The 25,283-nt window shown below is 43.2% G+C and carries 27 protein-coding genes and 1 riboswitch; of the genes, 9 read left to right on the top strand and 18 right to left on the bottom strand.

Annotated features, from left to right (window positions below; all coding sequences use genetic code 11):
• Positions 1 to 19: 19 nt before the first annotated feature.
• Both MHI27_RS12905 and MHI27_RS12900 read right to left on the bottom strand, forming a co-directional pair.
• The gene (locus MHI27_RS12905; RefSeq protein ID WP_042187538.1) at positions 20 to 1,117 is read right to left on the bottom strand and encodes a Gfo/Idh/MocA family protein; all 1,098 of its coding nucleotides are present in this window, start codon (positions 1,115 to 1,117) and stop codon (positions 20 to 22) included.
• Positions 1,110 to 1,883 (bottom strand): sugar phosphate isomerase/epimerase, encoded by a 774-nt coding sequence (locus MHI27_RS12900; RefSeq protein WP_042187536.1) that lies wholly within the window; start codon positions 1,881 to 1,883, stop codon positions 1,110 to 1,112. Before MHI27_RS12900 ends, MHI27_RS12905 begins: the two co-directional genes overlap by 8 nt.
• Before the next feature lie 320 nt (positions 1,884 to 2,203).
• Between MHI27_RS12900 and MHI27_RS12895 the strand changes: the two genes are divergently transcribed.
• Positions 2,204 to 3,022, top strand: a complete 819-nt coding sequence (locus tag MHI27_RS12895; RefSeq protein ID WP_042187534.1) for an AraC family transcriptional regulator — start codon at positions 2,204 to 2,206, stop codon at positions 3,020 to 3,022.
• Positions 3,023 to 3,131: 109 nt separating this feature from the next.
• Here MHI27_RS12895 and MHI27_RS12890 read toward each other — a convergent pair whose 3' ends face one another.
• Together MHI27_RS12890 and MHI27_RS12885 are read right to left on the bottom strand one after the other, a co-directional pair.
• Entirely contained in the window at positions 3,132 to 3,863 is a 732-nt protein-coding gene (locus MHI27_RS12890) for a bifunctional 2-polyprenyl-6-hydroxyphenol methylase/3-demethylubiquinol 3-O-methyltransferase UbiG (RefSeq protein ID WP_042187532.1), read from the bottom strand.
• Between the two features lie 61 nt (positions 3,864 to 3,924).
• Positions 3,925 to 4,131 (bottom strand): hypothetical protein, encoded by a 207-nt coding sequence (locus MHI27_RS12885; RefSeq protein ID WP_042187530.1) that lies wholly within the window; start codon positions 4,129 to 4,131, stop codon positions 3,925 to 3,927.
• A gap of 145 nt (positions 4,132 to 4,276) precedes the next feature.
• Here MHI27_RS12885 and MHI27_RS12880 point away from each other — a divergent pair, with 145 nt between their 5' ends.
• The gene (locus MHI27_RS12880; RefSeq protein ID WP_042187527.1) at positions 4,277 to 4,957 is read left to right on the top strand and encodes a TIGR00266 family protein; all 681 of its coding nucleotides are present in this window, start codon (positions 4,277 to 4,279) and stop codon (positions 4,955 to 4,957) included.
• Between the two features lie 365 nt (positions 4,958 to 5,322).
• On the opposite strand, the gene MHI27_RS12875 is transcribed toward MHI27_RS12880, so the two are convergent.
• Complete coding sequence (locus MHI27_RS12875; protein ID WP_042187525.1) at positions 5,323 to 5,796, bottom strand: Fur family transcriptional regulator; 474 nt, start codon at positions 5,794 to 5,796, stop codon at positions 5,323 to 5,325.
• 320 nt (positions 5,797 to 6,116) lie between these two features.
• On the opposite strand from MHI27_RS12875, the gene MHI27_RS12870 reads away from it, so the two are divergent.
• Positions 6,117 to 6,779, top strand: a complete 663-nt coding sequence (locus tag MHI27_RS12870; RefSeq protein ID WP_042187523.1) for an S-layer homology domain-containing protein — start codon at positions 6,117 to 6,119, stop codon at positions 6,777 to 6,779.
• A 93-nt stretch (positions 6,780 to 6,872) separates the two neighbouring features.
• Here MHI27_RS12870 and MHI27_RS12865 read toward each other — a convergent pair whose 3' ends face one another.
• Genes MHI27_RS12865 through MHI27_RS12855 form a run of 3 tightly spaced genes read right to left on the bottom strand, consistent with a single transcriptional unit; the run spans position 6,873 to position 9,196 of the window.
• Positions 6,873 to 7,625 carry an amino acid ABC transporter ATP-binding protein gene (locus MHI27_RS12865; protein ID WP_042187521.1) on the bottom strand — a complete coding sequence of 251 codons (753 nt, stop codon included), beginning with the start codon at positions 7,623 to 7,625 and terminating at the stop codon, positions 6,873 to 6,875.
• Positions 7,626 to 7,639: 14 nt separating this feature from the next.
• A complete protein-coding gene (locus MHI27_RS12860) occupies positions 7,640 to 8,308 on the bottom strand; it encodes an amino acid ABC transporter permease (protein WP_042187519.1) in 669 nt (222 codons plus the stop codon).
• 51 nt (positions 8,309 to 8,359) lie between these two features.
• On the bottom strand, positions 8,360 to 9,196 hold the full coding sequence (locus MHI27_RS12855) for an amino acid ABC transporter substrate-binding protein (protein WP_076282859.1): 837 nt from the start codon (positions 9,194 to 9,196) through the stop codon (positions 8,360 to 8,362).
• A gap of 223 nt (positions 9,197 to 9,419) precedes the next feature.
• A riboswitch (TPP riboswitch) is annotated at positions 9,420 to 9,523 on the top strand.
• A gap of 267 nt (positions 9,524 to 9,790) precedes the next feature.
• Here MHI27_RS12855 and MHI27_RS12850 point away from each other — a divergent pair.
• The 6 genes from MHI27_RS12850 to thiE are packed head-to-tail and all read left to right on the top strand — an operon-like array spanning position 9,791 to position 14,603.
• Positions 9,791 to 10,486, top strand: coding sequence for an ABC transporter ATP-binding protein (locus tag MHI27_RS12850; RefSeq protein ID WP_405176425.1), 696 nt, complete (start codon positions 9,791 to 9,793; stop codon positions 10,484 to 10,486).
• Positions 10,467 to 11,240 (top strand): ABC transporter permease, encoded by a 774-nt coding sequence (locus MHI27_RS12845; RefSeq protein ID WP_405176424.1) that lies wholly within the window; start codon positions 10,467 to 10,469, stop codon positions 11,238 to 11,240. The genes MHI27_RS12850 and MHI27_RS12845 overlap by 20 nt, the downstream gene beginning before the upstream one ends.
• Positions 11,237 to 12,271 (top strand): ABC transporter substrate-binding protein, encoded by a 1,035-nt coding sequence (locus tag MHI27_RS12840; RefSeq protein WP_405176423.1) that lies wholly within the window; start codon positions 11,237 to 11,239, stop codon positions 12,269 to 12,271. The genes MHI27_RS12845 and MHI27_RS12840 overlap by 4 nt, the downstream gene beginning before the upstream one ends.
• 41 nt (positions 12,272 to 12,312) lie before the next feature.
• Positions 12,313 to 13,107 (top strand): hydroxyethylthiazole kinase, encoded by a 795-nt coding sequence (gene thiM / locus MHI27_RS12835; protein ID WP_042187511.1) that lies wholly within the window; start codon positions 12,313 to 12,315, stop codon positions 13,105 to 13,107.
• Positions 13,108 to 13,129: 22 nt separating this feature from the next.
• Positions 13,130 to 13,957 (top strand): bifunctional hydroxymethylpyrimidine kinase/phosphomethylpyrimidine kinase, encoded by an 828-nt coding sequence (gene thiD, locus MHI27_RS12830; RefSeq protein ID WP_042187509.1) that lies wholly within the window; start codon positions 13,130 to 13,132, stop codon positions 13,955 to 13,957.
• Complete coding sequence (gene thiE, locus MHI27_RS12825; RefSeq protein ID WP_405176730.1) at positions 13,947 to 14,603, top strand: thiamine phosphate synthase; 657 nt, start codon at positions 13,947 to 13,949, stop codon at positions 14,601 to 14,603. The genes thiD and thiE overlap by 11 nt, the downstream gene beginning before the upstream one ends.
• Here the strand turns inward: thiE and MHI27_RS12820 are convergent.
• From MHI27_RS12820 to MHI27_RS12775, 10 genes are all read right to left on the bottom strand, one after another.
• Positions 14,584 to 15,276, bottom strand: a complete 693-nt coding sequence (locus tag MHI27_RS12820; protein WP_339803072.1) for a pseudouridine synthase — start codon at positions 15,274 to 15,276, stop codon at positions 14,584 to 14,586. The two genes, thiE and MHI27_RS12820, sit on opposite strands and share 20 nt — an antisense overlap.
• Positions 15,277 to 15,384: 108 nt before the next feature.
• Positions 15,385 to 15,567 (bottom strand): DUF3934 family protein, encoded by a 183-nt coding sequence (locus MHI27_RS12815; RefSeq protein ID WP_405176422.1) that lies wholly within the window; start codon positions 15,565 to 15,567, stop codon positions 15,385 to 15,387.
• A gap of 115 nt (positions 15,568 to 15,682) precedes the next feature.
• Positions 15,683 to 15,934, bottom strand: coding sequence for a hypothetical protein (locus MHI27_RS12810; protein ID WP_405176421.1), 252 nt, complete (start codon positions 15,932 to 15,934; stop codon positions 15,683 to 15,685).
• Positions 15,935 to 16,197: 263 nt separating this feature from the next.
• Positions 16,198 to 17,283, bottom strand: coding sequence for an aspartate-semialdehyde dehydrogenase (asd, locus tag MHI27_RS12805; protein WP_076282867.1), 1,086 nt, complete (start codon positions 17,281 to 17,283; stop codon positions 16,198 to 16,200).
• Positions 17,284 to 17,408: 125 nt separating this feature from the next.
• Complete coding sequence (locus MHI27_RS12800; protein WP_042187498.1) at positions 17,409 to 18,011, bottom strand: response regulator transcription factor; 603 nt, start codon at positions 18,009 to 18,011, stop codon at positions 17,409 to 17,411.
• Positions 18,011 to 19,147 carry a sensor histidine kinase gene (locus MHI27_RS12795; protein WP_341061130.1) on the bottom strand — a complete coding sequence of 379 codons (1,137 nt, stop codon included), beginning with the start codon at positions 19,145 to 19,147 and terminating at the stop codon, positions 18,011 to 18,013. Before MHI27_RS12795 ends, MHI27_RS12800 begins: the two co-directional genes overlap by 1 nt.
• Before the next feature lie 161 nt (positions 19,148 to 19,308).
• Complete coding sequence (locus MHI27_RS12790; RefSeq protein WP_405176420.1) at positions 19,309 to 20,373, bottom strand: fatty acid desaturase; 1,065 nt, start codon at positions 20,371 to 20,373, stop codon at positions 19,309 to 19,311.
• Between the two features lie 169 nt (positions 20,374 to 20,542).
• Positions 20,543 to 22,141: a response regulator gene (locus MHI27_RS12785; RefSeq protein WP_339270726.1), complete on the bottom strand. Its 1,599-nt coding sequence runs from the start codon at positions 22,139 to 22,141 to the stop codon at positions 20,543 to 20,545.
• A 16-nt stretch (positions 22,142 to 22,157) separates the two neighbouring features.
• The gene (locus MHI27_RS12780) at positions 22,158 to 23,504 is read right to left on the bottom strand and encodes an ABC transporter substrate-binding protein (RefSeq protein WP_076282869.1); all 1,347 of its coding nucleotides are present in this window, start codon (positions 23,502 to 23,504) and stop codon (positions 22,158 to 22,160) included.
• Between the two features lie 33 nt (positions 23,505 to 23,537).
• The gene (locus tag MHI27_RS12775) at positions 23,538 to 25,262 is read right to left on the bottom strand and encodes a sensor histidine kinase (protein ID WP_341145008.1); all 1,725 of its coding nucleotides are present in this window, start codon (positions 25,260 to 25,262) and stop codon (positions 23,538 to 23,540) included.
• Between the last annotated feature and the right edge of the window lie 21 nt (positions 25,263 to 25,283).

The raw sequence follows: 25,283 nt of genomic DNA, 5'->3' as shown, positions 1-25,283 counted from the left end.
TTCCACTCCTACTTCCCTATTAATTATCTGATGTGCCGTCAAAATACACAGCGCGACCTGTACGTGAAGATTCATAAATAGCTTCCAAGATTTGAGTAACAACGAGGGCCTGCTCAGGTTTAACTACAGGTTCCTTGTCTTCTCTAACCGCCTCAAGCCACAAGCGAGCTTCACGATCAGATTCATTTTCCTGTCCCCCATCGAAGAACGCTACTCCACCAGCAGACAAGTCCACTTTGGTCTCATACAGACGTCCACCACGGTCACCGTTTAGGCGCAGACCATCCTTCATATCTGCACCACCTTCTGTACCTGCAAGAAGCGTCTGAGCTTCTCGATACTCAGATACATTTAGTGCCCAGCTAGATTCAAGTACAATTGTAGCACCATTTTCCATGGTAATAAATCCAAAAGCTGAATCTTCTACCTTAAATTGCTCAGGATCCCAAGGACCAAAGGCATTTCCAGCGTTCTTTCGGTTACTCAGCTTATGGAAAGACGAGCCCATAACACTGCGTGGTTTATAATTATCCATCATCCATAAAGTAAGATCAAGTGCATGCGTACCGATATCGATCAGTGGGCCGCCGCCTTGCTTTTCTTCATCCAGGAACACGCCCCAAGTAGGAACCGCACGACGACGAAGGGCAATTGCTTTTGCATAATAGATATCACCTAGTTCGCCGTTTTCGCAGAGTGCTTTAAGGTATTCACTATCCGAACGATAACGGTTCTGGTAAGCGACAGACAACTTCATCCCCGTACGCTTCGCAGCATCCAACATTTCTTGTGCTTGGGCAGTGGTTTTAGCCATTGGTTTCTCGCACATTACATGGTTACCTGCTTCCAATGCAGCAATAGTAATCACGGAGTGACTGTCATTTGGTGTACATACATGAACAATATCAAATCCGCCAGCTTTCAAAAGCTCAGTGTAATCTGTATAAACAGCAGCGCCTTCAGCGCCATAAGTCTGAGCGGCTTTCTGTGCACGCTCTTCTATGATATCGCAGAAAGCTACCATTTCAGCATCCTTCTGACGTGACAAACTTGGCATATGTTTCCCATTTGCGATACCACCGCAACCTACAATAGCAATTCTCAACTTATTAGACATTAACTTTTCCTCCTTGATTTGCGTATGCTTTTACCCATTTCAAACTATCTTCTACACTTTCTAATGGTGAACGACTGCAGAAATCCTGCTCTACTACCGCCCACTCCACATTTGCCTGTACAGCTGCATTTAAAATTGCAGTAAGGTTCACTTCACCTTCACCTAGTACAACAGTTTCCGGAGAGCCGTCTTCTTTTTTCTTCAAATCCTTCAGATGGATGATCGGCAGTCGACCTGCATATTTATTGATATATTCAACTGGATCATAGCCTGCATGATGTACCCAGCAAGTATCCATTTCCACTTGCAACAGGTCAGCCGGCACCTCTTCAAACAATCCATCAAAAGCAGTACGGTCACTATCACCATATTTATCTGTTAACTCGAAATCATGATTGTGATACAGAAGAACTGCTCCGCCCGCTTTGCACTTTTCTCCAATAACCTTCAGATTCGCGGCAACCTCTACATAGTTACGTTGTTCTTCTGACAAATAAGGAACAATCAAATTTGGATTTCCAATCTCAAGATTGTAAGAGATCTCTGCTTCTGTATCATTCAGCAATGCGTCATATGGACGATGTGCGCCGAGCGCAACTAGTCCAAGCTCATTTAGCAATTGTTTGACTTCTGCTGCGGTGCGGCCGAAATAGTGGAAAAACTCTACGCCTTTATATCCAAGGGCTGCTACCTTACGCAGTGTTCCTTCAAAATCCTGTTCCAATTCTTCTCTAAGCGTGTACAATTGCAGACCTATCTTCAGCATTTTCTAATCACTCCAATGGGTTTAGGGTTAGCTTACTAATTCATTTAAACTTCTTTCTGCTGCTCGTCCCCAAAGAGATCAACAGCAGCAATCACTTGAACAATAATGCTGTTGCAGAATTGACTAATCTGATTCCCATTAGTTTCCTTCAACTGCCATTCTTGTTTGCATAGCTAATATCGACTCCGTATAGCGTGGATGGTCGATTTCTTTCTTTATTGCTTAGGTACATAGTAATATGAAAGCGTATATAATAAAATGAATAATATGATTAAAACATGAACAATCTGATTATCATTTCTAGACATCAAGGAGGACACATGAATCAATCAACTACCTGTCACGTTTTATCTGCTGGATTTTCCTTTCACCGCAAACCTTTTCATATGTCACATAGCCATGGAAATCAGAACTATTTAATTCGTCTGCAAACAGAGGGCCGAAGCCGAGCAATGATCGACGGTGTGATGACTCCAGTAGAGAGCGGCGATATCATGCTGTTTGCTCCTAATGATCCTTACTATTTAATCATTGATAAGGAAGAGTATCCTGTGGGTAAGCCGCGGATTGAAAGCGGAGATTATCATATTTTTTGTGAAGGAACTTGGATTGTTGAATGGTGGGAACGTGCTCAGAGACCCTCACTCTTAAGTGTGCCACTTAGTGAGAATTTCCTCGGCTTATTTCGTCAACTGATTCTTGAGCACAGACGTCTTTCCGATTTCTCACCAGCGATATCTGCCTGTTATCTGCAAATCCTGTGTATGGAAATCGACAGACTCATTACAGATCAGCCAGCGATTACGCCTAAAGGCTATCTAGCTTACCGAATGAAGCAATATGTTGAGGAGCATGCAACCTTACCTTTTCTGTTGGAGGATGTTGCCGCACATGTAGATATTTCCGTCTCCCGTGCCGTTCATTTATTTAAGGAGGCCTTCGGGACCAGTATTATCAAATATGTAAATGATGTCCGGCTAGAGATGGCAAGAGAACGAATAACCTTCAGCCCGATGCCGCTGGAGCAAGTAGCAGAAACCTGCGGTTTCGCGAACTATACTTATTTTCACCGTGTATTCCGAAGTCGTTTCGGCATGTCCCCTAGACAGTACCGTGTACACAGCAGAACTCAAGTATAATATAGAGGTGAATTGCATCAACAAAAATAGGGCTATCCCTATAGTAGATAAACTACTAGAAGATAACCCTTGCTTCTATATTCAAACAATACTCATGTTAATGAGATGATTATTCTTTTTCAGCTGAAATGATCAGGAACATCGGCCTGCGATCCTCGTCCTTCATCCACGGATCATTGCTCATTTCATCAGAAGGCTTAGGCTCCTTAACTGCTTTGATAGCAAACCCGGCTCCAATCAAGTCATTGAAGTAGGTTGAGATTGTGCGATGATATTTAATCACATTTTCTGTTAAGAAGGTCGTTTCACGCAACCCCTCAGACTGATAATGATCTACAGGCCAATGAAGACGATTGCCTTGGTCATCCACATACCAATCCTGTTCATTTCGAGAAGTAAAGATGGGATGCTCCACTGAAAATATAAAGCTACCGCCTGGCTTAAGGTAAGTATGAACCTTGCGACAGATAGCTTCAAAGGACTCTACATAATGCAGGGCCAATGAACTGATGACCACATCAAATTGTTCGCTCGCAAATTCAATATCTTCAATCGGCATCTGGATATATGAAATAGCTGGATCGTCTGTTTTTTCACGCGCTTCTTGAAGCATTTTTTCAGAGATATCTACGCCAACGACTGAGCTTGCCTGCTGCTCGCGTGCATATAGACAATGCCAGCCAAATCCGCAGCCTAAATCAAGAACACTTTTATTATGTAAGTCTGGGATCAGAGGTTGTAATACATGCCATTCTCCAGCTGCTTCAAGCCCACCAATGGAACGAGGCATTTGTTTATAGGCTGAGAAGAAATTCGTATCGTCGTATTTATTTTGTTTCATCAGTTATATATCTCCTATCCATAATGTCTTCCATCAGTATATTCTTAGTGACGCATTATTTTCAAATCGCCAAATAAAAAGGAGCATCATCTTGGAAGATCCGCTCCTTGTGTTTGTTCTTATTCAATTGCTGTTGTTTGCTCGGCGTTAACCGTACATGCTGTGAAATGGCGCCATAATCTCCATTGGATCTTCGACTTTGAGCTGCGCACCAGGTTCCTGAGCGCTCTGCCTTTAACAAGGCTTTTTGAGTCTTGGTTCGTGCCATGTGGCACCACTCTCCTATTCATAGATGAACTATTAGACAACTACAGTTTAACATAATACAGACTATGAGCGCAGCCAGAATTCCGTTACAATGAGATCACTGCTAGTTTTCTTACTTATCTAAATAGATTCGGAGGTTTTTAGTGATGAAATACGATGTTTTGTACGAGGGTGCTTTTGCAATGTTAAAGGTATATTTGGACCCCGGCGAAAGTGTTAAAGCTGAGATGGGCGCAATGGTTGCCATGTCTCCTAACGTAGAATTAAAAGGAACCGCTGATGGAGGCGTAATGCGCGGTCTGGGAAGAATGCTGAGCGGTGAAAAGTTCTTCTTCCAGGAACTCAGAGCTATCCGTGGTCAAAGTGAGGTCCTACTGTCTCCTGGATCATTAGGTGATATCCAAGCTATCGAATTAGATGGTTCCTATAAGCTGTTAGTTCAAAAGGACGGATTCTTAGCCGGAACGGAAGGCATTCAAGTAAATACCAAAATGCAAAATTTAACACGCGGACTTTTCTCTGGTGAAGGCTTCTTCATTGTAGAAATCAGCGGCAGAGGAACAGTATTCCTGTCCTCCTTCGGAGCGATCCACGCCATTAATTTAGCACCTGGTGAAGAGATGATTATCGACAATGGACATCTCGTCGCTTGGCCAGATTATATGGACTATAAGGTAGAAAAAGCAGCCTCGGGTTGGTTGAACAGTTTAACCAGTGGTGAAGCGTTAGTCTGCCGATTCCGCGGAGAAGGTGTAATCCTCGTTCAGAGCCGTAACCCTGGGAGCTTCGGAACGTGGATTAAATCCTTCGTACCCACTCGAAGCTAAGAAAAATGTCATAGGCTTTCTCATAATTAGGATTTCCTTTAACTGTTTAAAAGGCAAGATAGCGCTGCTCCGGTTTTCAAGAAGCGCTGCTGTGCGTGCAAATTAAGGAATATCTCCCTATAATTCAGAGATGTCTGCGCATTTGACTACTAATTAGGGAAATCCTCCCTATAATTCAACTTATTTGTTGTGAAATATAGATATTTGTCCGATTTATAGGGAGGATTTCCCCATTTCCATTCGTATCGGGCAATTATCAGTTATTTAGAGGGAGTTTTTCCCTAATTCTTTTCCGAAAAAGAAGCTGCCCCCTAAGTAGTACTTACTACTTCTGAGACAGCTTCTTCTTTTAGGTAGAAAGCGGCTTAAGAAACCGCTTTGTTTGCTTTTTCTTTTTTGCAGCCTGTTCGTTTACATGTGTCATAAGTGCCCTTGAAATCAAGGCGGTGATCCGTGACGTTAAAGCCATATTCACGTTCCACTCTTTTCTCCAGCTCCACCAGCCAGTCATCCTTAATTTCCTCCAACCTGCCGCACACGCTGCATATCAAATGATGATGCATGTGAGAATGATCATTCCCGCGCAGATCGTAACGAGCGACTCCATCTCCGAAGTTCATCTTTTCTACAATGTGAAGCTCGCATAAGAGCTCAAGTGTACGGTATACCGTTGCCAGCCCTAAATGCGGATAACTGTTCTTGACAAGCATATATACTTCTTCTACGCTGAGATGATCTTTCTCATTGTCGAGCAATATGTTCACTATGGCCTCACGCTGGGGCGTTAATTTATATTTTTGCGCCGCAAAAAGCTGACTGATATTTGAAATTTGATCCATTTGATCTCCTACCTTCCCGGAATGATTTAACATCCGTATCCACTGAGACGCACCCATTTATGCATCAAATATTAAACGTAAATAGTAATCTTTACGATATAATCATATCAAAAATAATCACGAATGAATAGAGCCTGACATCATTATAACATTTCAGCTCTCTTATCCAAAGTTCTTTCATCCATTCCTGCCTATTTTTCTGCCAAAATCTACTTTTTCGTGAAATATTATAGGTTTGACCGCAACCTTTCCATATTTTTCTGCGTTTAAGTTTGTGATAGCGGCCACGAGGCCTATCCATACAACGAGGTGAAATAACCATGAATATGAAAAAAAGAACGTTAGCCGCGATTACAACCGTTACGATTCTCTCCTTCTCTTTGGGTGGCCAAATATTTGCAGCCGGAAATACCTTTAAGGATATTGATAATATAAACGGCAAAGAAAAAATTATTTCTTTAAAAAATCAAGGCTTGATCAAAGGGGTTAGTGAATCCCAATTCTTGCCCAGCTCCAAAGTAACAACAGCACAAGGGATCCAGTTCATTTCGGGTGGACTCCAGCTTAGTCTCGCGGCTATTGATTTCAACAAAGCTCCCGTTGCCAGTGGCTTGTTCACGAAAGTCAAGGATAAAGCTTGGTACGCTGAAGCCTTTATCAATGCGTATTACAATCATGTCGAGCTTCCTAAGGATATTGATCCAACCAAAACAATGACCAAAGAAGAGTTCACCAATTATCTAGTGCAAGGGGTCGAAGGCATTGGGAATCTGCCGATGATCAATATAGTGCCCGTAGATATCGCTGACGATGCTGCGCTGAATCCTTCTTATCAAGGCAGCATTCAACGTTCTCTTAAATACAAGATTAATAGTTTAGACGCCAATGGGAAGTTTAATCCAAAAAGTGAAATCACTCGCGCCGAAGCTGCGATTATGCTCTATAATGCTTTGGAATTTCTGAAGACCGGTATTAAATCCTAACCTAGAAGCGACACACCAATAACATTGAATGGTAAACAAGAAAAAGCAGCCCAGGTATAGTCCTGGACTGCTTTTTTGCGTCTTGATCGTCTTCTATACTTCTTCTCCACTAATTCTGTTCAGAAATTGTAGAGCACGAGGATGCTGCGGATGCTCAAGAACTTCTTGCGGAGTCCCTTGCTCTAGAATATGGCCTCCATCCATCAGAATGATCCGGTCAGCCACATCCGCAGCAAATTTCATCTCATGGGTCACTATCACCATAGTCATTCCCTCTGCCGCTAACTGTTTAATAACCTTAAGTACTTCCCCCACCAACTCTGGATCAAGCGCAGAGGTAGGCTCATCGAACAACAGCACCTCTGGATCTACTGCCATGGCACGAGCGATAGCTACCCGTTGCTGCTGGCCACCAGACAGTTGGTGCGGATAAGCATCCGCTTTGTCCGCCAAGCCAACTTTAGTTAACAACTGAAGGGCACGTTCGCGTGCTTCGTCCTTGGATCGTTTCTGGACCGTCACCTGCCCTTCCATCACGTTGCCTAGTGCAGTCATATGCGGAAAAAGATTATAGGACTGAAAGACCATCCCTGTTTTTTGGCGTAATGCCAAAATGGACTTCTGGGGAATTTTCTTGTTATCCGTGAAATTAATTTTAATATCACTGAGCGATAAGCTTCCTTGATCAGGGACTTCAAGCAGATTAAAGCAGCGTAAAAGCGTTGTTTTGCCTGAACCCGATGGGCCAATAATGACCAGTACCTTGCCGTGCTCCATTTCGAGATCAATGCCCTTTAATACCTGCAGCTCACCGAAGGATTTATGCAAATTAAGTATTTCAATCATAATTGTCTCCCCCTTTAGCTCGCAGAGTAACGACTCAGTCGTTTCTCCAAGTAATTTTGCAGTGCTGATAACACTGAGCAGAATAGTAAATAGAACAATCCTGCCTCGCAATAGATCAGCAGTGGCTCATAGGAGGTGGAAGCGACCTGCTGTGCTGTTCTAAACATCTCCGTATAGGTAATGGTCGCTGCCAGTGAAGTGTCTTTGACCAAGCTAATAAAGGAATTCGATAACGGCGGTACAGAAACACGGGCAGCTTGTGGCAGTATAACACGGCGCAGTGCCTGGGTACGAGTCATCCCAACGGAGAAGGCCGCTTCCCACTGACCTTTATGTATAGACAGGATAGCAGCACGTATAATTTCTGATGAATAAGCCCCTACACTAAGCGTAAATCCAATGGTTGCGGCTATGAAAGGGTCGAGCACGATTCCAACTGCCGGCAAACCATAGAAAATAATAAACAGTTGCACCAACAAAGGGGTTCCACGAATGACCCATACATAAAAGCGAGCGATCAGCTTCGGAAGTACCCACGGGGAGAGACGAGCTAATGCAGTCAATATCGCTAAGATCAGTCCCAGTGCAAATGATATCAATGCCAAAGGAATGGTAAAAGCCACCCCAGCTTTTAGCAGGGGTAGCAGTGAATCTAAGAAAATTTGTATTTTGCGGTCATCCATTTTTAGACATCCTTTTTTGGCTCCAAGCTGGTTAGCTTCTGAAACCTTGTATTATTTTGAAACGTCAGCACCAAAGTATTTCTCAGAAATCTTTAAGTATGTGCCATCGCTCTTCATTTCAACAATTGCATCACTAACTGCTTTTACCAACTCATCGTTGCCTTTTAAGAAAACAGCTGCGCTTTGCGAACCGTCAGGAATCTCATCTACCACTTTAATTTTCACATCAGGCTTTTGCTTTTTCAGGTCCAGATAAGACAAACCATCATTTACAGTCGCATCAATACGGCCTGAGGTCAATAGGTCCATCGCTTGATTGAACCCGTCTGTAGCAACGATTTCAGCACCGTTCTCACGGGCGATATCGGACAGGTTACTGGTTAGAGATTGTCCAGCTTTTTTACCCTTAAGATCTGCAAATGTTTTGATATCCTCATTGTTTTCACTCACTATCAATACCGCTTTAGATACGATATACGGTTCAGAGAAATCATATTTCACTTTACGATCTTCATTAATGGATACTTCGTTAAAAATAACATCAAAACGCTTGGCATCCATCCCAGCAAAAATGCCGTCCCACTGTGTCTCAAAAAATTCTGGTTCAACACCGAGGCGCTTCGCTACTTCCTCAGCAATTTCTACGTCAAAGCCGGTCAGTTTCCCCGAAGCGTCATGATAAGTAAAGGGTGCATACGTCCCTTCTGTTCCTATACGCAATTTGCCGCTAGCTTTAACAGCTTCCAGACTGTTTTGCGCAGTGGCTGTATTTCCACCATTCGTTCCAGCTGAAGAATTTTTAGAAGTATCGGTATTCGAATTATTGCCGCAGGCCGCTACAAACACCACGGTTAACGCCAATAGAATAGTTAAACTTAATTTTTTCATTATTAATTCCCCTCTCTTTACCCGGAATTCATCCGGTAAATTGTATACTACACTGGCTGATGTTTACCGTCAATGATTTTTTCCGATTATATTCATCGGAATTGTAATATTAGGTAAATCTCTACCCTTATATTACCCATTCTTAGAATAATCCTTCACAAGATCCTCTCTTTACATCTCAGAAAGATATGGTATATTTATAAACAAATTAAATATGGAACTGTTATTTCACTAGGGGAGTCGGCCGACTGAGACGGAGCTTCAAGCTCCGGACCCTTGGAACCTGATCTGGATCATACCAGCGGAGGGAAGTGGAGCAGAATTTTCATCCCATGCATTTTTAGTGTTCCTATGCTGAATGAACTTTTTGACCCATTTATTTCCCACCGGAAATGAATGGGTCTTTATTTGTTTACAATCAATCACAAAACTTAAGCGTAGGCTTTCGAAGCAAGTTTTGTACGATGCTTTCCAAGAAGCCAACGCTCACAAAACTTTTTAGGAGGTTCGATCATCACGACAATCCTATCCATTCAAGGCTTAACCTACTCTTTTCCGGAATCAGAACAACCCCCTGTATTCGCAGATCTATCCATGGATATCAGGCAAGGTGAGTTTGTTTCTGTCATTGGGGCTAGCGGATGCGGAAAAAGTACGCTTTTCAAAACTATAGCAGGCTTACTCGAACCCACTCATGGGAAAATAATAATTCATTTGAACTCGTCATCCTCTACTCGCTTAGGTCAGATCTCATACATGCCTCAGCAGGATTTGCTGCTGCCTTGGAGAACTGTGCTCGACAACTGTCTTTTGCCCTGGGAGATTAAACCAAGGTTTAGTAAACAACAGACGATCTCTCACATTCGGGAAATGCTGTCACGCTTCGGTTTGGCCGATGTAGAGAGGGCTTATCCCCATGAGCTATCGGGTGGCATGAAACAGCGAGTCGCATTTCTACGAACGCTTGTAGCTGGCGGCGGGGCCGGTCTTATGCTGTTAGATGAGCCATTTGGAGCGCTCGACGCTATGAACAAACGTGAGATACACCGTTGGCTGTTGGAGCTTTGGGATGAGCTGGATCAAACTGCGATGCTCATCACCCATGATCTAGAGGAAGCGCTGTTACTAAGCGATCGGATTTATTTATTGTCTGGAGGCATGCATAGCGAATTACAGGAGATCGTCGTTGATTTACCGAGGCCAAGACATTACAAGATGAACTATGAACCCCGGTTTATAGCGTTACGGGAAGAGTTGGAGCGGAGACTGTATGCAGCCCATACCTTTTAAAAAACATCTAAACAATTACGGCCCCTTCATTCTACTGCTATTGTTCATTCTTGTGATCTGGGAATCAGCTGTTCGTCTTCACTTGATTCCAGCCTTTATCCTACCTGCACCTTCTTCAATAGGTATCGCATTGATCGAACACAGGCAATTACTCAGACCGCATTTAATGGCGACACTGCAGGAAATATTGGTAGGTTTTGTTCTCTCGGTTATCTGTGGTTCACTGCTGGGCACCGGAATGTTCTTGTTTCGCCCCCTTGAAAAAGCCATCTATCCGTTCCTTATTATCAGTCAGACGATCCCGTTAATCGCGCTATCCCCCATTTTTATTATGTGGTTCGGATATACGCTGTGGAGCAAAGTGGCTGTTGTGTTTCTAACTGCTTTTTTTCCAGTCGTTGTGAGTACATATGACGGACTTCGTACAAGTGGTCAAGCCTACAAAGACTTATTGTTAACATTTGGCGCAAACCGCTGGCAACTGCTTGCTAAAACCCAAATTCCGCTGGCGCTGCCCTCTTTTTTCTCAGGACTAAAGCTATCCATTGTGTACTGCGTGATTGGAGCAACCATCGGCGAATGGCTTGGAGGCAGCAAAGGACTCGGTTACTTTAGCCGAAGGATGGCCGGAAATATGCAAAGTGCCGAAATGTTCGCCGCTGTATTTCTGTTGTCCGCGCTCGGTGTAGTGTTGTTTCTGATGATAGCTCTGCTCGAACCATTATTTTTAAAGAAAAGAGGATCTAAGCAATGAATGATTTGAATTTCCAAAGAAAATGGCTTATTCCCGTATTTCTCATATGTTCACTCCTAATCTTCACCAGCTGCGGAAAAGCATCCAATGTAAGTAGTCCTCCTGCTAATTCATCTAATAACGAAATTATACAAACGCACAAGCTGAAGATTATGCTCGATTGGTATCCCAATGCCGTTCACTCTTTTTTATATGCTGCTGAGCAGAATGGTTATTTCCAAGAGGAAGGTCTGGACGTAGAGATCCAAATGCCCGCAGACAGCAATGACGCACTGAAACTTGTAGCAGCGAATCAAATCGATTTAGCGTTTAGTTATCAACCTCAGGTGCTCATGGCACGCAGTGAGAACATTCCAGTACGTTCGATTGCTGCGATTGTGAGACATCCGCTTAATCATTTAATGGTACCTCAGGCTGGTGACATTCATAGTCCCAAAGACCTCATAGGTAAACAGATTGGGTATTCTTCCATTCCTCTTTATGAAGCCATGATTCGTACGATGATCCAAAACGATGGGGGTGACCCTAAGGCCAGCAAATTAATAGACGTAGGCTTTGATCTTATTCCGGCGATTGCGACGGGGCAAGTGGATGCCATTATGGGAGGGTTCATTAACCACGAACAATTAATCTTGGAAAAAGAAGGTTATCCCGTGAACTCGTTCAATCCCACGGATTACGGAGTCCCCGATTATTATGAGCTAGTCCTTGTCGCCAGCGATCAAGGAATACAAAATTCTGAATCCTATTTCAAAAAGTTTCTAAATGCAATTACAAAAGGACAACAATTTGTGCAGGATAATCCGGAAAAAGCGTTAAATTTGCTGCTTGCACACGAAGATGAGACCTCTCCACTCGATAAGCAAATTGAAGAGAAGAGCCTAGCGATTCTACTACCGTTAATGAATGCGGGTGATCAAGATTTTGGATATCAAGCGCCAGCGTCTTGGGAGAAGGTAAGACAGTGGCTATCGGACAATGATTTACTGTCTACTGACATCAAAGCTGAGGATTCTTTTATTAATCTTTAAACATTAGCTATTCGCTAATAAAACTTGAGGAGGAATAAATCATGAGTTATCTATCCAAAGTACGGGAATCCAATCCACTGGTCCACAATATCACCAACATCGTCGTAGCCAATTTCTCAGCCAACGGTCTTTTGGCGCTGGGTGCCTCCCCCTTTATGGCGGATGCTCACGAGGAAGTGGTCGATATCGCCGCATTTTCATCTGCTGTAGTTCTAAATATCGGCACACTGAATGACTATGCCATTCAATCCATGGTGCTCGCGGGACAATCTGCGAATAAGCACGGCGTTCCCTTAGTTCTTGATCCAGTGGGTGCGGGAGCCACTTCTTATCGAACAGCGGTCACTCAAAAGCTAGTGAATGAGATGCAGATTACCGCTCTACGTGGCAATGTAGCTGAAGTTGCCAATGTCATTGGTGAAAGCTGGTCTATTAAAGGGGTAGATGCAGGCGAAGGGGATGGCGACGTAGTCGTCTTGGCTGAGACAGCCGCGCGGAAGTTAGGCTGTGTAGTTATCATCACCGGAAAAGACGATGTCATCACAAATGGATATAACACCTACATTGCCAGCAATGGTCACCCAATTCTAACGAAAGTAACGGGAACCGGTTGTCTGCTAAGTGCAGTAGTCGGTGCATTTCTAGCGGTAAGTGAAGGAGCATCTCTTGAAGCCGCAGTCGAAGCTCTCTCCTTCTATGGAGTGGCTGCTGAAATAGCCGCTGAACTAACGACTGGACAAGGTCCGGGGAGCTTTCAAATCGAGTTTCTAAATCAATTGAGCTTGGTCACAGCTGAAACTTACCAAGATAAATCAATAATCAAGCAACTCAGATAACAACCCTAAGGAGTGAACAATGATGATATCTAAAGCTTTAACTATAGCCGGCTCGGATAGCGGTGGTGGCGCTGGCATCCAAGCAGATCTAAAAACCTTTCAGGAGCTTTCTGTATATGGAATGAGTGCTCTTACGGCTGTGACAGCCCAGAACACCCTCGGAGTTCAAGGCGTTTATCCGTTGACACTGGAAGTTATTACTCAGCAGCTTGATTCCATTGGACTTGATCTGAAGCCGGATGCTGTGAAGACCGGGATGCTTTTTAGCAGTGACATTATACGTATCGTAGCAGAGAAGATCCAGCAATACAGCTGGCGTAATCTTGTAGTTGATCCTGTGATGGTTGCTAAAGGAGGTTCCACGCTGCTACAGCAAGAAGCTGTTCAGTCCTTAATCAATCATCTCCTCCCGCTAGCCTTAGTGACGACACCCAATATTCCAGAGGCTGAAATGATTACCAACAGAAGCATCACTACTATAGACGATCGTAAAGAAGCAGCTAAAATCATTCATGCCATGGGCTCTAACTATGTAGTGCTAAAAGGTGGGCATGATACTTCAACTAAGGCTGTTGTGGATCTCCTATATGATGGTCACGAATTCATCTTTATGGAGAGTCAACGAGTTCAGACTAGACACACGCACGGCACAGGCTGCACCTATTCAGCAGCAGTCACTGCCGAGCTTGCCAAGGGCAAAACCGTTCCCGAAGCAACACACATAGCTAAAGCTTTTATACAAGCGGCGATTGAAGACGAGCTGGGCATAGGGGCTGGACATGGACCTACGAATCATTTTGCATATCAGAATAGATTGCGAGGGATGAACCTTGAAGCAAATAGACAGTGATCAACTGCGGGATTTATTAAAAGTCTATTTCATTATGGGCAGTGTGAATTGTCGGATAGCCCCAGCCAAGGTATTAAAAGAAGCCGTCGCGGGAGGCATAACGATGTTCCAATTTCGTGAAAAAGGTACGGGGGCATTAACTGCCCAAGTTAAATTTAATTTAGGAAGACGGCTCCAAAAGATATGTCGTGCTAACGGAGTCCCTTTTATCGTTAATGACGATATTGATCTAGCCATCGCCCTTGATGCGGACGGCATTCATGTAGGACAAGATGATACCCCTGCGCTAGCGATTAGGCAGTTGCTTGGCGAGGATAAGATCGTTGGTGTGTCCGCTCATTCGCTCGCCGAAGCTCGGCAGGCGATAGCGGATGGAGCCGATTATCTGGGCATTGGTCCTGTTTATCCTACCTCTACCAAGGAGGATGCCCAAGCTGTTCGAGGCACATCAGTTATTGAAGAAATACGAAACAGCGGCATTACGATTCCTTTGGTTGGCATAGGCGGGATCACGGTGCACAATGCAGCACCAGTACTAGCTGCGGGTGCGGACGGTATCTCCGTTATCTCAGCTATTGCGGGCGCTGAAGACATCGCCTTGGCAGCCAGAGGATTTGTTCACGAAGTTAATTTAAGCGGGTCATAAGCTCACTCAGCTCTTCTCCGCTCAAATGCCGCCATTGTCCTCGCTCCAAACTATCAAGTGTAATATTCATGATTCTTATACGCTCTAGCTTTAGTACTCTATATCCTAACTCCTTGCACATTCTGCGTATTTGCAGATTAAGGCCTTGAGTTAGGATAATTCTAAACTGACATTCCGCGATCCGAGAGACCTCACAAGGTTTTGTTGTGACGCCAAGAATATCCACACCACTAGACATGGCATGTATGAACTCTGACGTTATTGGCTTGTCTACATGAACTACATATTCTTTTTCATGCCCATTCTCGGAACGCATCATTTTGTTTACGATATCTCCATCGTTGGTTAACAAAATGAGGCCTTCCGAGTGTTTATCTAATCTGCCGATCGCAAAGATCCGTGAGGGATAACCTACAAAATCTATAATATTCCCGGCCACATTTGGCGCAGCTGTACAGGTGATGCCTATCGGTTTATTCAGCGCGAGGTATACCGGCTCCCCTTTACTGCTTGTTATGGGCTCTCCATCAATCCATACGATATCCTCTGGCTCTAAAAGAATATTCGCATCACAGACGATGCCGTTAACAGCGATCCGCCCTGCGGCAATGAGTCGTTTCGTTTCCCTTCTGGAACAGAAGCCTGTTTCGCTTATATATTTATCGATTCTCACTGATGGTCCTACTTTCCTTCTGATACTTGCATCTATCCATAAAAAAACACCTGATTTTAACGATCAAAATCAGATGTTAACCTTCAGGAATAATTGATTTCAAGGGAGCTATTTCGAGCTTCCGCTTTTTTTCACGTTATTGCCCTTGCTTCCACTTGTATCTTTAGCGCCTGGACCCGTGGTTGGAGCACCTTTTGCAGGTTTAACTGGTTTTGCTGTTTTGTTCCAGCGTGTCCAGCCCTTACTCCCCGTACCTCTGCCCGTGCCGCCACCTTTACTTTTTGCACCCATCTTATCACTCCGTCAGTCATTCAGAATTCGTATAGTTTATACACTTCATCTATTTTACCACACTCTCAAACTTTCTGTTTAAGTAATAGCTCAGCTTCGTCTAACGATGCTCTGATTAGTATTTAGCATCTTTATTCATTTCATGAATATCAAAGGTATCTTCATGTATTTCAATCGCGATGACAGTACCCTCTTTTTCGAAAAATTGCACATGCCCTAACCGCTTATTCTCCAACTCCACCCAGCCAGCATCCTCTAATTTATTAAAGTAGTGGTCAGGTCGATAGAGACCTTGTTCTCCCCCTATATTATCCAATTCGTATTTTACGCCTATTTTTATATTGGGGTTACTTGAAGTTGTTGTCACTTCGATTTCCTTTGCTTTCTTAGGAATAGGAATTTCAGCATTTATAGAAGATATTCCGTACTCTTGCTCCTCTTGAGTTGATGATGTACATCCGCTTGTGAATAGTATTAAAGGTAACCATAAAAAAGCTAATAAATATTTATACAGGTATATCAGCTCCTTCCCTAACTTATTTTACCAAATCAACCCATTAAAAAACACCCCATCAAAGACTAAGCTTTGATGAGGTGTCTATTTCGAATCAGCTTTACAGCTTATCCATTTTATTTAGGCTGAATATAACCTTCTGCTTTCAGAAGCTCAGCGATCAATACAGCACCGCCAGCTGCTCCGCGCAGGGTGTTATGGGAGAGACCTACGAATTTGTAATCATAGATGGCATCTTCGCGAAGTCTGCCCGTCGATACGCCCATACCATTCTCAATATCACGATCCAGTTTGGTCTGTGGACGGTTCTCCTCTTCGAAATAAGTAATGAACTGTTTAGGGGCGCTAGGCAGTTCAAGCTCTTGAGGACGTCCTTTGAAGCTATTCCAGAGTTTCAGAATCTCTTCTTTGGATGGCTTTTTCTCAAAAGAAACAAATACAGCAGCCATATGTCCATCCGCTACAGGCACACGGATACACTGCGAAGTAATCGTCGGCGCTTCACTTTTTACGATGCCTTCCTCTTGTACGCTTCCCCAGATGCGCAATGGCTCTTGCTCGCTCTTCTCTTCTTCGCCACCAATGTAAGGAATCACGTTGTCTAGCATTTCAGGCCAGTCAGCAAAAGTCTTGCCCGCACCCGAAATTGCTTGGTAAGTGGTGACTACAACTTTAGAAGGGTTGAATTCTTTAAGTGCATGAAGCGCAGGCACATAACTTTGAATGGAGCAGTTAGGTTTAACCGCAATGAAACCAGTCTCAGTTCCCAGACGTTTTCTTTGCTGCGCAATAACCTCAAGATGCTCTGGGTTAATCTCAGGAATAACCATAGGCACGTCCGGTGTCCAACGATGCGCTGAGTTATTGGAGATAACTGGAGTACCCGTACGAGCATAAGCTTCTTCGAGCGCTTTAATCTCTTCTTTTTTCATGTCTACTGCGCAAAAGATCAGGTCTACGTCCGCAGCTACTTCTTCTACCTTAGAAGCATCTTGAACCATAATATTCTTCACGTTCTCAGGCATTGGAGTGGATAGCTTCCATCTGCCCTTGGCCGATTCTTCATACGTTTTCCCAGCAGATTTCGCACTGGCAGCAATCGCAGTTACTTCAAACCAAGGATGATTCTCTAGAAGGGCAATAAAACGTTGTCCTACCATACCTGTGCCGCCAACTATGCCGGCTCTTAGCTTTCTTGACATCAGAAAATACACTTCCTTTTGATTAACTGTCCTATTGTGAATAATAGGCCGATAATTAATGATATACGGGTCGAGAACATTTGGCGAGTGTTAACATCAAAATAACATTAAAAAATTTAATATTTTCATTTAAACCAGCCTTTTTCCTTAAATCGAGTGATCGCTTCAATCCGATTTCCCACATCCAGCTTATCGAGGATAACAGAAATGTAGTTCCGTACCGTACCGGTGGTAATGTACAGCTCGCTGGCAATTTCTTTCGTATTTTTGCCATCGGCGATCAGGCCGAGTACTTCCTTCTCCCGCTGAGTCAATGGATTCACTTCACCGCTGTAGGCTTCATCCATCAGCTCCGGTGCATACATGCGTCTGCCTGCCATAACATTCCGGATAGAGAGTGCCAGCTCTTCACTAGGACTGTCCTTCAGCAAATAAGCATGAACACCCGCTTTGAGCGCACGTTCGAAATATCCCGCCCGGGCAAAGGTCGTTAATATCATCGTTTTGCAGCCGCTAGTCTTCAGGGCTTCTGCAGCGTCGAGACCACTCATTGCCGGCATCTCAATATCCATAATACAGATATCCGGTTTAAGCTGCTGAACCATTGCAACAGCTTCTTCCCCATTACTTGCTCGGCCTACGACCTTCATATCCTCTTCTAAATCAAGCAAAGAAGCCAACGCCCCGAGGAGCATTCGTTGATCCTCAGCGATTACAATTTTAATCATTATAGGATGACCTCCTGTTCCTGATGTTTGAATGCATTGGGTACTTTAATCACAATTGTAGTCCCGCTATCTCTCACGATATCCATACAGCCATTCACAAATTCAAGACGCTCTCTCATGCCTTGCAGCCCATGACCTTTAAAATAAAGATCATTTCCAGGTATACCGGTCCCATCATCTTTCACTTTAATGACTAGATCCGTGCGTGAGGGGTTAATCTGAATAGAGCAAGACTTTGCCCCGCTGTGCTTCACAACATTAGTGACAGCTTCCTTTATACACATGCTTAGCACATTTTCAGTTATCAATGAGGTATTGGTTAGCTTCGGATTTCCCTCCAGCTTAAAATCAATCTCAGCAGCTGCAAGAAACTGCTGAATATGAATAAGTTCATCTTCAAGCCGAATGCCACGCATTCGCGTAACCATCTCACGAACCTCTTTCAGCGCACTTCTCGCCGTTTGTCGAACATCATTGATCTCTGCTTTTGCTTGGGTAGGATTAGAGTCGATTAGCTTTCCTGCCAAATCACTCTTCAGACCAATTAATGAAAGCTTCTGACCTAATGTATCATGAAGATCTCGCGAAATCCGTTGACGTTCTTCAATCTTAACGAGTTCGGAGATTCGCTTATTCGCATCCTCCAATTGATCTTGTAACTTGCCCTGATTATTTCGGTTATACGTACTGATTGGAAGTAGAATCACTGCAATCATACTTACTAGCACGAACGGTAGTTGACTAATAAACACTGAATTACGCGAGAGCAGCTCATAATTGATTGTAATGATCGTAGTTAACAGATGAATAGAGTACAGTGTGAAGAACCCTACTCGATTCTGTATATTCCCAATAAAAAAGGCTAAAAAAAGCGCAAAATACATATATCCGAACAAAAGCGTCATTGTTATAGAAACTATAATTTGGACACTCGTCCAGAAATAAACCAGCCACCCCTTAGAAACAAAGGAAAGCACATAACAAACAAAAAATACAGCAATCATCAAGATTCCCCAAACTACTTGGTAGGTAGAGGAGGAGCGAAATATAAAATAAAACGGTAGAATGTAAAAAACGACCCACACATAAGGGCTGAGACCTGTGCTTTTATGAAAAATATGATGCCACTTTTGCATGACCGCTCTCCTTTTTACCATACATTACTCTCCTTATTCTAGCACAAATTCAGTGAAAATCTGTTGAACCACTACGATAAATAGAAAAAGATTAGAGCCACGAATGATTTCTCCGGCTCTAACCTTTCTTTATACTCCTATTTTGTTCGAACCTATAGTTATTATTCTCCTTGGAGTCTAGTCTTATGAACTTGCAGGACTTCTCCCGCTACCTTAGGTTTGCTTAGTCTCGACTTTACCTCTTTAAAGCTGATGAAGCACTTATTCTCCTCATCCCAAAGACGGAAGTGTAGAGCCTTCAAGCTAGTGCTAAGCGTTATGGTCGTCGCCTTTTGCAATGGTGGCGTAGCATTATGTGCTTTTTCTAAATTATAGTTGGGTACCTTTGGACTTAAATGATGGACATGGTGGAACCCGATGTTCCCTGTGATCCATTGCAATAGCTTAGGTAGCTTGTAATATGAGCTTCCCTCTACTGCAGCCATAACATAACTCCACTCCGATTCATTCTCGAAGTAGGAATCCTCGAACTGATGCTGAACATAGAACAACCATATTCCGAGAAAACCGGATACAAAGGCTATTGGCAATTGCACCATGATAAAGGCTTGCCAGCCGATCGCCCAAATAAGCAAACCGTAGAGAGCTGCGATAGATACATTTGTTAAATAGGTATTCATCCGTTCTTTACGTCTAGCGCCTTTAGCATTAAACCGATATTGAATCATAAAAACAGCAATAGGTCCTAAACCGAACATCACGAGTGGGTTACGGTAAATCCGGTAATACAGACGTTTCCAGGATGAAGCTGCTTCATATTCATCGACAGTCATAATCCATATGTCACCAATCCCTCTTTTATCGAGGTTACTGGAGCTGGCGTGATGAATGGAATGACTATGCTTCCACTGCCGATAAGGAACAAGTGTAAGTACACCTGTAATCGTTCCGATAATGTCATTCGCCCTACGATTCTTAAAGAACGAACCATGTGTGCAGTCATGGAAAATAATAAAAGTTCGGATTACAAATCCTGCTGCAGGAATGGCCAACAAAAGGGTGAGCCAGTAGGAAACGGATAAAGAGAAATAAGCTCCGCCCCATAACAGCACAAGTGGCCCTAAAGTATTAATGAGCTGTCTTAAGCTCGCGTTGCGGTCGTTTTTTTCGTAAGGGGCTACACTTTTTTTAAGACTGGAGAGCTGTGATGTCTGTTTTGTAGTCATCTTTATCGTTTCCTCCTTGATGTGTCTGGCTAAGGATCTTTTTATCTATCCTAAGTATAGGAGATAAAGTGTCATCCTATAAGTCATAAACATCAAGTAAAGGGTATGATAAATGTCATACTTATGCCCTATTTCCCCCCTTTTGCTATGCAATCCGTGTACTTCTTCGTTAATTAACCTGCCTCGTATGCTCTTCACGATATTCCGTAGGCGTCTGACCGCTAGCTTTTTTAAAGACTTGAGTAAAATATCGCGGATCCTGATAACCAACTAGTGGAGCGATCTGATATACCTTCACATTACTACTTTGCAATATATCCTTCGCCTTCTCCATTCGACAGTGAGTCACATACTCCAAGAACGTATAGCCTGTTATTTGTTTAAATAAAGTACAAAAATGACTGACACTAAGATCGGCAAGCTCCGATACTTCTTCAATACTTAAGTCTTTATAGTAATTACTCTCGATATAACGTTTCGTTTTCTCGATGGAACTGCGTGTATCTTCCCGATTCACAGGTTTACTACCTTGATCCAATCGCTCCCCAAATTCTTCCTTCAACGCAGACATCATTTCACTCAAGGTAACCAAATGGTGCAGCTTACTTAGTAATCCATGTAGAGACCAATCCGAATTTAGATTCAAATGTTCAAAATGTCTGTATAACACAACAACCATTTCCACAAGAAGACGTTCTGCTATCTCTTTAGGAATAGCTTGAGCCTCAATATATAATGCCAACTCATCAAACAATGATGACATTTGGTTTCTATTCAAGGTACGAATACTCTCTATCAACGAGGTCTCCAGCTCTTTTGGATATTTCACTTCTGTATTGTCTGCGAAGGTTGTTTCCTCATCTATATACACCCCGGCAAGACCATAATAGAAACGTTGATACAAAGCCTTCGCAGCCAATGGATACACCGTACTTAATTGATCAATCCCTTGTGTACAGCGGCTGATTCCTACAGAGCAGCTTAACTTGGAGTATCTTTTGATCCCTGTAATTAAATGTTCACCTAGTTCTCTTCTGCTCGCGCTTAAAGATCCAGGAAAGAGCAATATCCACTCCCCGTTATGAAAAGGAAAGACTGTAAGTACTCCATGTTCCAGAGACCACTCTTCAACAATATTACGGATCGCAAACAGCCACAGCCGCTTTTCTTCCACACTCCACTGCCCAGTAAGCACAGAATAATCATCCAATTGGACAACAGCCATGAAATATCCACTCTCAAGTTCACTGTTCTCCAGCCATTTCAGGTGTTCAAGCGGCCTTGCATTTCCCAAAGTAATTTCAGCAAACATCCGTTCACGAGCTAGCATCGACAGCATCTGAACGGAATGCATCATCTGATCGTTCTCTTTTTGCTCATCCAGCCTCGTTTTCGCTCGGTATAGCATTTCAACCAGTTCGTCATGGTCGATGGGTTTCAGCAAATAATCAAAGGCTCCTTGACGCAAAGCTTCTCTCGCATATTCGAACTCCCCATAACCACTTATAAAGATAAATACCAGCTTAGAATTCTTTGGTAATACTTCCTTCATCAAAGTGATTCCGTCAATCACAGGCATACGGATATCGCTGATTATAATATGCGGTGTAGTTTCTTCTATTAAGCGGAGGGCTAGTTCTCCATTTCGAGCCTCTCCCACAATTTCCATCTGGAGATCATCCCATGGAATAGCTACTTTTAGACTACGAAGAATAATCGGCTCATCATCTACGAGCAGTACTTTATATTTCTCTTCTATCTCATCCATTCCAGCACCTCCATGCTTATTGAACACTTGAGTTTTGGATCAGATTCCAGTATTCCATCGATGATGCCTGCACTAGCTTTAAAGCGTGATCTGCAGACATTTCTTCGTTAATCATTTTTTCGATGACACTTAGGAACATTTTCTTAACTTCAGGTGATAATACGTTATCGTAAGGCACAAAGCTCTTGCGGTTCACTTCCATCATTTCCATCACTTGCGCGAATACCGGACCGGTCTTCTCCGGATCAAAAGCAATACGAATGGATGGAATTCTCAGTCCTTCATATACAATTCGGGTCTGAACTTCCTGCGTGTAAAAAGCCTTCATAAGATCCAAAGCGGCTTCCCGTTTAGCTCCATTTAGTTCGGAGGAAAGACCGATGCCGATGGTATATCCCCCTGCAATCGAAGGCTCCTCTCCTTGCTTCAAGGCAGGAAATGGAATAACGCCTACCTCATTCTGAAAATCTGCTGGAGCCGCACTACCAGAAAATAAATTGATATCCCAGTTCCCGTTTAAATACATCGCAGCCTTGCCGCTTGTAAACAAACCGACTGCATTTTCAGTTGAGAGATCATTAGACTGGGGACTAAAGGCACCTTCTTTTATCCATTGATCCAAATGCTCAAAAGCCTTTAAATAGGACTCATTCTGAAAGCTCGCTTGATCTTCACCTGTGATTAGCTTTTGGAACACTTCGGAGCCAGCATAACGATCCATTAAATAATGTGCAAAGATCCCGGCAGGCCAGCGATCCTCGTTCCCGAGTGCAAACGGAATGTATCCTCCAGCCTTGAGCCTCAGTATGACATCATCGAGTTCTTGAAGCGTTGTAGGCGCCCCTAGACCAAGCTTGTTGAAAATAGTCTTATTGAAATACAGTGGTTCAGCGTTTCCTTCGATGGGCAATCCATAAATATGGTTGTCAAAGGTCCATAGATGCAGATCCTTGAATTGATTGGTTAGACCGTTCTCTCGAACAAAATCAGTCAGATCAACCAGCCGATTGGAGCGCACGTACGGCTCTATTTCAGCTCCACCAAATAAAACAAACATATCTGGTGGCGTGCCAGTAACCATCTCGCTTTTCAGCTTTTGTTCACGGTGTATCGTCTGGTCTAGTCCTTCAAAATTGACTTTCACATTCGGATGCGCAATTTGGTATTTATCCACGATCTCTTCAAAGATAGCCAGCAGTGGCCGATCATGCTCTTTGATCCAGAAGTGACGGAAAGTCAGCGTTATTTTTTCTGGTGAATTATCTTCAATCGGTTCGTGATCTCCTAACGTAATAAATAGAACAGCGCCAGATATCAGCACTAGATATATCCACATCCAGCCCCACTTCAATAACCACTTCATGTCAATCTCCCCCTGTTTCCTCTGTATGATCGATTATGGCAGTATTTTTGGTATTCGGATTCGAATCGTTGAACCAAATCCAGGGGATGAACACACAAGTAAGCCATATGGACTGCCGAATCTGATATTCAGGCGCTCATGAACATTCTTAAGCCCTACACCACTGTCACTATATTTCTTCTGGCCGCCTCCCTCGTTATCCCATAGATTCATCATCTTGGCTAAGTCGAAGCCCGGACCGTTATCTTTTACGATAATGATCATATCCGTACCCATTTCATAGGCTGTGATTTCGATGATTCCAGGGTCCTCCATCGGTTCAATCGCATGGTACAATGCATTCTCTACAATGGGCTGAACAATCAGCTTTTGAGTCATAAACGTTCTAAGACCCTCAGGAAGATTTATAATATACGAAAATTTATCCTCGAAACGGAACTTCTGAATATCCAGATAATGACGAACATGTTCAAACTCCATTTGCAGCGGTATCAGCTCTTGATTCTGACTAATACTGATTCGCAGCAGCTTGCCGAGTGAAATGACCATTTTACTAATATCTTTATTACCTTGCAGCACGGCCATCGAATTAATCGATTCTAGTGAATTGTAAATAAAATGAGGATTAATCTGCGCCATTAATGCCTTCATTTCCGCTTCCTTTTTGCGACCCTGCTCCGTCTGCACTTGCACAATCAATTCGTTGATCTGTGTGCTCATCCGGTTAAAGCCATCAATCAGAAAATCACTTTCATCATCCGCACGATATCGTGTAGTGATAGGTGTAAAAATCCCCTGCTTCACTCGTTTCATCCCGTTGACCGCGCTGTTAATGCTATAAACGAGCCTTCTAACAAAATATCGGTCAAACAAAATGGCGGATAACAATGAAACCGTACTCAAAATAATCGCAATATTACGAATAGATATAGATTCCGAAGAGATTAGATTCATCGGTGTAATCGCTGCCAAATACCAGTCTTTATTATGTGAAGGAAGGAAAGTTATGAGTGATTTTTCCCCCTGATAGTTGTCGATGTAATAGTTTTGTTCCTTGGCATAATCATTTTCTAAAAAAGGGAACTCCGTGCGCTGCCCAATATGTTCACCGGATTTGTTAAAAACGATATTCCCCAGCTTGTTCACCAGCAGAATATCACCCTTCTTAAGAGTTGCTGCCTCCCAGAAAATCTGATCCAGTAAATCAGGTTTAACATTCACGACCAAATAGCCTATATCTTCAAGAGAGTAATAATCTTTGATTACTCTGGCTTGCACAAGTACCGGATGGCCCGATAATGCCGAACCGTTCTCACCAGGTCCTGACCATACAGGGCGACCCTCAGCACTTTCCATAGTATGAAACCAGCTTTGCTTCTTCATCTCCTCAAAGGACATCGGCGCATTGTATTGATAAAGCAACCGATCTTTACTATATAAACTAAATGAAGTAATCATCGGATGATTAATGAGTAAATTGTTGAGTTCCTGCTTGCGATCATAGGTGAGCACAAAGTTAGTCTGCTTGAGCGATTGTTGAATAACCGGTTGTGTGATCGCAGAATTTGAGATCGAGGAGATCTCACTAAGGGCGAATTTGAGCTTTCGATCCGTTTCGAGCAGTGAAACCCAGTAGAAGTTACTTGATTTTTTCTCCATAGCGTTAGAGAAGTTAACGTAAGTAACAATCCCCATCAGAATCACTGGAATAAAGACGAGAAGAATAATAGCGAACAAGATTTTACGGCGGAGCTTCATGGTATTCCCCTTCCCCCTGCT

Origin of the sequence: Paenibacillus sp. FSL H8-0261 (genome assembly GCF_045040645.1) — a bacterium.
Classification (GTDB): domain Bacteria; phylum Bacillota; class Bacilli; order Paenibacillales; family Paenibacillaceae; genus Paenibacillus_AQ.
Note: the sequence above shows the minus strand (reverse complement) of the source record. Positions and strands in the feature narration are given on the sequence as shown.

What these genes read in the sequence shown, in the direction of transcription:
- MHI27_RS12775 (WP_341145008.1), bottom strand. Translation starts at nt 25,262, where the DNA reads ATGAAGCTCCGCCGTAAAATCTTGTTCGCTATTATTCTTCTCGTCTTT.
- MHI27_RS12780 (WP_076282869.1), bottom strand. Translation starts at nt 23,504, where the DNA reads ATGAAGTGGTTATTGAAGTGGGGCTGGATGTGGATATATCTAGTGCTG.
- MHI27_RS12800 (WP_042187498.1), bottom strand. Translation starts at nt 18,011, where the DNA reads ATGATTAAAATTGTAATCGCTGAGGATCAACGAATGCTCCTCGGGGCG.
- asd (WP_076282867.1), bottom strand. Translation starts at nt 17,283, where the DNA reads ATGTCAAGAAAGCTAAGAGCCGGCATAGTTGGCGGCACAGGTATGGTA.
- MHI27_RS12900 (WP_042187536.1), bottom strand. Translation starts at nt 1,883, where the DNA reads ATGCTGAAGATAGGTCTGCAATTGTACACGCTTAGAGAAGAATTGGAA.
- MHI27_RS12860 (WP_042187519.1), bottom strand. Translation starts at nt 8,308, where the DNA reads ATGGATGACCGCAAAATACAAATTTTCTTAGATTCACTGCTACCCCTG.
- MHI27_RS12865 (WP_042187521.1), bottom strand. Translation starts at nt 7,625, where the DNA reads ATGATTGAAATACTTAATTTGCATAAATCCTTCGGTGAGCTGCAGGTA.
- MHI27_RS12895 (WP_042187534.1), top strand. Translation starts at nt 2,204, where the DNA reads ATGAATCAATCAACTACCTGTCACGTTTTATCTGCTGGATTTTCCTTT.
- thiM (WP_042187511.1), top strand. Translation starts at nt 12,313, where the DNA reads ATGAGTTATCTATCCAAAGTACGGGAATCCAATCCACTGGTCCACAAT.
- MHI27_RS12890 (WP_042187532.1), bottom strand. Translation starts at nt 3,863, where the DNA reads ATGAAACAAAATAAATACGACGATACGAATTTCTTCTCAGCCTATAAA.
- MHI27_RS12795 (WP_341061130.1), bottom strand. Translation starts at nt 19,147, where the DNA reads ATGCAAAAGTGGCATCATATTTTTCATAAAAGCACAGGTCTCAGCCCT.
- MHI27_RS12845 (WP_405176424.1), top strand. Translation starts at nt 10,467, where the DNA reads ATGCAGCCCATACCTTTTAAAAAACATCTAAACAATTACGGCCCCTTC.
- MHI27_RS12850 (WP_405176425.1), top strand. Translation starts at nt 9,791, where the DNA reads ATGGATATCAGGCAAGGTGAGTTTGTTTCTGTCATTGGGGCTAGCGGA.
- MHI27_RS12855 (WP_076282859.1), bottom strand. Translation starts at nt 9,196, where the DNA reads ATGAAAAAATTAAGTTTAACTATTCTATTGGCGTTAACCGTGGTGTTT.
- MHI27_RS12885 (WP_042187530.1), bottom strand. Translation starts at nt 4,131, where the DNA reads ATGGCACGAACCAAGACTCAAAAAGCCTTGTTAAAGGCAGAGCGCTCA.
- MHI27_RS12880 (WP_042187527.1), top strand. Translation starts at nt 4,277, where the DNA reads ATGAAATACGATGTTTTGTACGAGGGTGCTTTTGCAATGTTAAAGGTA.
- MHI27_RS12785 (WP_339270726.1), bottom strand. Translation starts at nt 22,141, where the DNA reads ATGGATGAGATAGAAGAGAAATATAAAGTACTGCTCGTAGATGATGAG.
- MHI27_RS12840 (WP_405176423.1), top strand. Translation starts at nt 11,237, where the DNA reads ATGAATGATTTGAATTTCCAAAGAAAATGGCTTATTCCCGTATTTCTC.
- MHI27_RS12870 (WP_042187523.1), top strand. Translation starts at nt 6,117, where the DNA reads ATGAATATGAAAAAAAGAACGTTAGCCGCGATTACAACCGTTACGATT.
- MHI27_RS12875 (WP_042187525.1), bottom strand. Translation starts at nt 5,796, where the DNA reads ATGGATCAAATTTCAAATATCAGTCAGCTTTTTGCGGCGCAAAAATAT.
- MHI27_RS12905 (WP_042187538.1), bottom strand. Translation starts at nt 1,117, where the DNA reads ATGTCTAATAAGTTGAGAATTGCTATTGTAGGTTGCGGTGGTATCGCA.
- MHI27_RS12790 (WP_405176420.1), bottom strand. Translation starts at nt 20,373, where the DNA reads ATGACTACAAAACAGACATCACAGCTCTCCAGTCTTAAAAAAAGTGTA.
- MHI27_RS12815 (WP_405176422.1), bottom strand. Translation starts at nt 15,567, where the DNA reads ATGGGTGCAAAAAGTAAAGGTGGCGGCACGGGCAGAGGTACGGGGAGT.
- thiD (WP_042187509.1), top strand. Translation starts at nt 13,130, where the DNA reads ATGATATCTAAAGCTTTAACTATAGCCGGCTCGGATAGCGGTGGTGGC.